General features: G+C 30.7%; 9 protein-coding genes. 1 reads left to right on the top strand and 8 read right to left on the bottom strand.

What is annotated here, in order from left to right; genetic code table 11:
• Positions 1–44: 44 nt before the first annotated feature.
• The gene (locus tag DWZ44_RS18885) at positions 45–551 is read left to right on the top strand and encodes a DUF6040 family protein (protein ID WP_330411505.1); all 507 of its coding nucleotides are present in this window, start codon (positions 45–47) and stop codon (positions 549–551) included.
• Between the two features lie 219 nt (positions 552–770).
• Here the strand turns inward: DWZ44_RS18885 and DWZ44_RS17745 are convergent, their stop codons facing one another.
• The 8 genes from DWZ44_RS17745 to DWZ44_RS17785 form a co-directional block, all read right to left on the bottom strand.
• The gene (locus tag DWZ44_RS17745; protein WP_005334769.1) at positions 771–1502 is read right to left on the bottom strand and encodes a hypothetical protein; all 732 of its coding nucleotides are present in this window, start codon (positions 1500–1502) and stop codon (positions 771–773) included.
• A 97-nt stretch (positions 1503–1599) separates the two neighbouring features.
• Entirely contained in the window at positions 1600–1881 is a 282-nt protein-coding gene (locus DWZ44_RS17750; protein ID WP_005334771.1) for a hypothetical protein, read from the bottom strand.
• Positions 1882–1900: 19 nt separating this feature from the next.
• Complete coding sequence (locus DWZ44_RS17755; RefSeq protein WP_005334773.1) at positions 1901–2098, bottom strand: hypothetical protein; 198 nt, start codon at positions 2096–2098, stop codon at positions 1901–1903.
• Positions 2099–2131: 33 nt separating this feature from the next.
• Complete coding sequence (locus DWZ44_RS17760) at positions 2132–3334, bottom strand: hypothetical protein (RefSeq protein WP_005334774.1); 1203 nt, start codon at positions 3332–3334, stop codon at positions 2132–2134.
• 31 nt (positions 3335–3365) lie between these two features.
• Positions 3366–4226, bottom strand: coding sequence for a DUF6560 family protein (locus DWZ44_RS18890; RefSeq protein WP_019161962.1), 861 nt, complete (start codon positions 4224–4226; stop codon positions 3366–3368).
• Entirely contained in the window at positions 4216–4857 is a 642-nt protein-coding gene (locus tag DWZ44_RS18895) for a hypothetical protein (RefSeq protein WP_029471593.1), read from the bottom strand. Before DWZ44_RS18895 ends, DWZ44_RS18890 begins: the two co-directional genes overlap by 11 nt.
• A 23-nt stretch (positions 4858–4880) precedes the next feature.
• Positions 4881–5378 (bottom strand): hypothetical protein, encoded by a 498-nt coding sequence (locus tag DWZ44_RS17780; protein ID WP_019161965.1) that lies wholly within the window; start codon positions 5376–5378, stop codon positions 4881–4883.
• 59 nt (positions 5379–5437) lie between these two features.
• Positions 5438–5824 carry a hypothetical protein gene (locus DWZ44_RS17785; RefSeq protein WP_242999646.1) on the bottom strand — a complete coding sequence of 129 codons (387 nt, stop codon included), beginning with the start codon at positions 5822–5824 and terminating at the stop codon, positions 5438–5440.
• Positions 5825–6048: the final 224 nt, after the last annotated feature.

The raw sequence follows: 6048 nt of genomic DNA on the forward strand, positions 1-6048 counted from the left end.
ATCATAGAAGAACCTTTTAAACACTATTTTACAGAAAAAGTTTCATACTCTCGTTCCAAACAACCTTGTTCCTTCTTGCATGGTATTCGCTGACAACCACTCTTTTTCAGGCAGTACAGTCCGATGTGTTCCTTTCCGATTGTAAATCATTCTTCCATGATGCAGCGTCATTCCTACAAACTTTTATCGGTTGGACAATTGATGCCGGGCAATCTGTGGCACAGATTAGCACAAAAATTCCAAATCCTTTTATAGCCGGAATGGTATATTGGTTATTTCTGATATTGGTTGTCGGAATATGTGTGGCAGGGACAGGGATACTGGCGATACTGATAGAAATAAAGGTTATAGAATTATATAAGAAAAACTGTTGGGATGTTATTACTCTACTGATGATACTGACAAGTACTGCTGTCATCATTTATTTTGGAGAAGCAATTAAAAAAGCACTTTCCGTAAATCTTCTATTGCTTTTCGTACTTTCTCAGGGAGTATATCTTGGAATCAGATGTTATTTGAAAAATCGGTTAGGTACCAAGCAATATTGGTGAAAACATGCTAAAAAACGTATAATAGCAGGGGATAAAACATCGTCCCCTACTATTATATAAACAGCGAAGTTTTACCCATCTCTCTCTTTTGAAAGATTCGCTACTTGTGGAACCGAGATATAAGGTTTCGCCTGTGTTCTTTGGTGTATCACTACCACATTTCTCTGTACCGATGTAATCTTTCTGCATACGGAAGCAAGAGATACAATATTCCTTATTTTAAAACATAATTACAATTCCTGTTTGACAAGAACGATCATCATAGAAGGATTGTATTTGTCCCCACTCATAATAATATTCGACGCCTGTCATACTCTTTTTACTGGGAGTACCTAAGCATTTCCTTAAAAACCTATTATTTTCTTCTTGCAACTTTTCTAAGACTGTACCATTCATTGTCTCATATTTCGTAGAATACTTTTTGTCTGCTCGAACCAATTCAATCTTTTTTACTTTTCCATGTCTTCCATAGATTGTAACATAAAACTTCTTATAAAGCCATTTTAAAGGTTTCTTAGAAATCAATATTGTATAAGAATACTCTGTTTGAGCAATCTTAAAATCAATTTCTTTAAATAGGGAAATACTTCCTTTGGGAGTAATTTTATATCCCCCTATTTTTAACATATCTTCCTTTAGCTCATCCTTTATTTGGATAATCTCCATACTTACTATAAAAACAACATAGCCTTCACACACTACAACGGTAACTATTTTTGCCCATAGCACATCTGGAACAAACATGTTCCAAGCTATAACAGGAAGCAAAGCTACTCCTACCGCAGTCACCAGTAGAAGCACCCTCCAAATATAATTTTTCTTTCTTTTTCCTTCATTAGTTAAATTTTCATCATAATAAAGATGACCTGGGGCTTCGAATGAGTTTAATAGAAATTCCTTTAAAAATGACACCAGAACCGCTCCCCAAGAAGATTTCTTTTGTTCCTTCATATTACCCAATCTCCTCTGCTATATGATTATTTTTCATTCTATTTTTTACTTAACTTATACATTAGCAAGATTTTTAGTTATTCTTCTAACAATATTTTTATCCCCGCTTTTTCTGCTTTATGCGAAAAGTCAACAGCAAATCCCCATCCCATCTCTGCAAATTGCCATTTCTTCGTTTTTTTGTAATTTTATAGATTTCAACTGTAGACACTTTATTTAATTCAGGATATAACTTCTTAAGTGTAAGTATTTGTTTATTTCTGCTTATTTTTTCATTCCATATAATTGTTAATTTAACCTGTTTTCTTTCAAAAAAACCCACCTTACATAAATCTGCATAGCAGGCTTCTGGTATTGATATATCATTGTTTTTTAACATTTTTCTCCTTTATTTAATTTTATAAAAAACTTCTAAGCCCTATTAAAAGAAATATGAAGCCTATTAGAGGAACAGGTATCATACAAATGAGAAACACATTAAATTTTTTCCTTGCTTCATCAGTATTTTCTTCTTTTGTTACTTTTGCTTTTTTCATAACTATAAAAGGGAATATCAGTAATAATAATCCTCCAACTACTGCTAACAATATTTTCATCTTATATATTCCTTCCTTATCTTTAAATAAATATTAATCATGTATCGTACTATATTCCAATCCTAATGCACTTTTTCTTCTACAAATTCTTTTACTATCGCCTATTGATGTATTTTCATATTCACTGTTTGAAACAGTATATATTTCTCTTTTACCATTACAACTTACATATAACTCTCTATCTCTAGTTTTACCACTGCTAATCTTTTTGTCTGTTACAATTGCAATTTCATGAGTTGCCCCATCAAATGTAAATAAAAAATTTATTGGGAAACTAATTGTAAATGCGATTATAAAAGCAGCAAATACAACTGAAAGTTTACGTCCAAATTTCTGTGGTACATCTGTTTTTAAAGATTTAATAATAAATGGCAGTGCAAGTAAAGCAGTAATAATTGCCGTAATCTTCATATAGTTTCCAAATTCATAATTAAAGAGTTTACTCGTATTCAGGGATAAAAGCATTGCTATTGCTGCACCCATAAATGGTAATTGATACGCCAGTTCTTGTCCTTTTTTTGTGGTGACTTCTATAAATATATATGGATAATATTTTATATACACTGCATATGTAATCATCAAAACCATTATAAATATAACTAACATTGTTTTGCCACCAATAAAAAATGCTACCGCATCAGCAATTATTAGAATCCAACCTAAAGCTTTTAAAAATTGCTTTGTTTTTTTACGCTTTTCTTTTTCTATTGTTTTTGACATATTTTTGATAGTTGTATTCTCATTACATATAGATTTATAGAAATTCTTTTCTATCCAGTTTAAAGCAGGTACATACTTTGATACATCTTTGTTCTGTTCAACTAACTCACCAAAATCCACAAGATCTATTTCATGTTTTATAAGTGTATCATATAAAATATCATAATTTACATACACTTGCTCCAGAGTAACAAGTCTATTGTACATCTTATCAATTAATATGACATCTGTTCTACCATTTAATGGAATCATTAAAATACAACGAATATCATTATATTTTATATGCTGAGTTTTCTTAACCAGATAGCTAAATACAATTTCATCTTCATTTACTACAATTATTTGTTTCTTGTATGCCAAAATTAAAGCAATACCTAAAAATACAAAAGGCATAAAACATATCGCAACCCCCATATTTCCTGTAACAAATGTTACCAGTACGATTATTAAAAAAAGAACTGTTGTTACTATTCCTAAATTTTTTACAAATTTACTTAATCTAATGACATTATCCATAAACTCAATCTCCCTATATGATTCACATTTTTCATTTTTTACGTTCTAATTTCTTCTTATCCTTTTTTATTTCTGCAATCTTTACTTGCAGCCAGTCCACATTTCTATTTCGGGCAGAAATTTTAGCGATTTTTTTCTGATTTTTATATAAAATAAGAGCTTCTCCAAATAAATTCTTTTTTCTTTTCATCTGGGTAATATCCGTTAATCTTATTTTACAGTTCTTCCTTAAAAATCCATTTCTATATAGCCATCCATCCTTGACAATTGTTTTGTCCATTAAAAAATAGAAAAATATACCTCCCGGTACAAGAGAGAATAAAAGGAAAACAAAAGCTGTTTCTTTTGCATTGAATACAAGTATCACACTATTGTAAACCAAATATAAAAAGAAAATGCCTGGCAGAACATAGTGGCTTTCTTTTGGTCTTATGATGCACTTTTTATCTCTACAACTCAACCATGTTTCTTGTGAAATTTTATGCTTAGACAGACTATTTGCAAACAATGATGCGCTTATGTTTTCATCAAATTTGAATATTATTTTGTCCCCTGCATATATTTCCAATGTACCATTTTCTTTATGTACACTTCTTGTTATATCTGAAAATTTATAATATTTTTTTCCAAAAAACGACCGGTATTCAATTACATCATGATTTACCTTGACTCTCCACAGGAACAAATGCAGGGTACAGATTCCAGAAAAAGCAATCAATATTCCATACGCCACTATAACTGAAAAATCCGCCTGTCCGTCTATAAAACCATACAAAAGTAATCCTGAGAAAAATATAGTTCCAACCAAAAATAAAATCCCCAGCCATCCTTCTTCCTGGATGCTATAATTATTTTCATCTATATTCTTTTCATAAAAATATTCATTTTTCAACCTCCCATTTTTTGACAGCAAAATACTTTACCAGGTGAAAAACTCCTAAGATAGAACCCAAAGAACAAAAATAGGAACAAAGGCTTGCAATTCTAATCATGGCTGTATATTCAACGCTGCTACTAAGTACTTTTGCGACACCCATTCCAAGCAATACAAAACTAGTAATACACCATCCTCCAGCCAGCTTTTTGGAAGAAGATGGATTGTAGATATCTTTTTTAATCAAAGTTATTATAAGAAAAATGTATGCAGCGATTACCAGTATGTAAATGATAACGAGTATGGTTAGATACCTCTTATAATATTCTTCTTTCATAGTTGTCAGCATGAGGATAGTTGCTGCCCAACAGAACAAAATAGAAAACGTCAGACTTTGTATTCCAATGATCCAAAAAACCTTTTTCCCTGTCACTTCTGTTCTTGAAAAACTAAGAATCACGAATCCAAGATAAACAATAACTAAAAATACTTTTGAAAAAAACGGTGATGGAGCTGATTCAGATAAAAAGAAAAATAAAAATACTAGAAACAAGATTGCTCCATCTAATTTGTAGATTTCTTTCGGCTTAATCACATCTTCTATACCGTATAGTAAAAAACTTTTTGTTTGTTCATTAATCTTTTTCATTCTCGTTTTCCCCTATCATTTCTTTATTCTTCCTCTACGGATATTTCCACATTTGCATGAAGCACCTTTTCCAGATATAATAAAACAAGCCGTCGCCCTTCTTCACATTTTCCTATCTTAGAAATATTCCTATACAGCAGATATAATGGAAACATAAATAAAATCAGACATTCTGTTAAAATCAATAAATCTCCCTGAGAAAAAAACAATGCAAATAAAATCACTATGAGCAGAAAAAATAGTGCAGCTTTTTTTATGTATGGCAAAAGCACAAACGTACCTTCCAGCATTACATCTCCCCCATAGCTTTTTATATGTGTCTGGAGCATTTCCCAGCCACCGCCTGTCATACTTCCTGCTGCATATCCGATACATAAGGTATTATCCTCTTCTTTGTAGGCTGCAAGTGCCATATCTCTATAAGCCTGGTTTGAAATACATAATGGTTTTGTAGTCTTCTTAATCTGTTCCAATAAATATTCTTTGGAATAAGGAAAATATATTTTATAATATTCTTGCATATGCTTTCCTTTCTCATAAAAAGGTTTTCTAAAGTTCAATACAATACAAATTTTTTACATTAGTTTCCATCATTTATAAGCTGAACCATTTCCATAGAGATATTGTATTCTTTGCAAAATCTGTTTATTGTCCAATTATTAAAGAGAAGAAAACTCTTCGTCACATAAATATTTGCTTTTGAATGATGTATTAAATTGAAAATACTTTTTATATCATAACAGTTAAAACTGTAGGCAGGAGACATTCCTATCTGCCCATTGCTTATATTGATATCATATCTTTTTTGTATAACACTTGGATATGCCAAATAAATTGTAATATTGCATATATATTTTTTCTTCCCATTTTCTTTTATGTATAGGTATGGTTCTCCCAGTCCAATATCATATATTCCTTTAGGTCTGGAGGATAGTGTAAAAACTAATGAATGGATATCCGCATACAAAATTTTTCGTTCCCTAAATCCATATGTTATTTTTTGATCGAATAGTTTATAAGTACGTTGTTTTATAAAGTAATAAAACAATAATAAAAAAATCACAAAAAGTATGGTAAAAATCAGTGCTTTTTGAAAACTCACTTTAAAATCAAAGGAAAACAAAAGTTCGGTTAAACAGAGAGTATGAAACTTTTTCTGTAAAATAGTGTTTAAAAGGTTCTTCTATGATA

The sequence above is a fragment of the Blautia sp. AF32-4BH genome (assembly GCF_003460565.1).
GTDB lineage: Bacteria > Bacillota > Clostridia > Lachnospirales > Lachnospiraceae > Fusicatenibacter > Fusicatenibacter saccharivorans.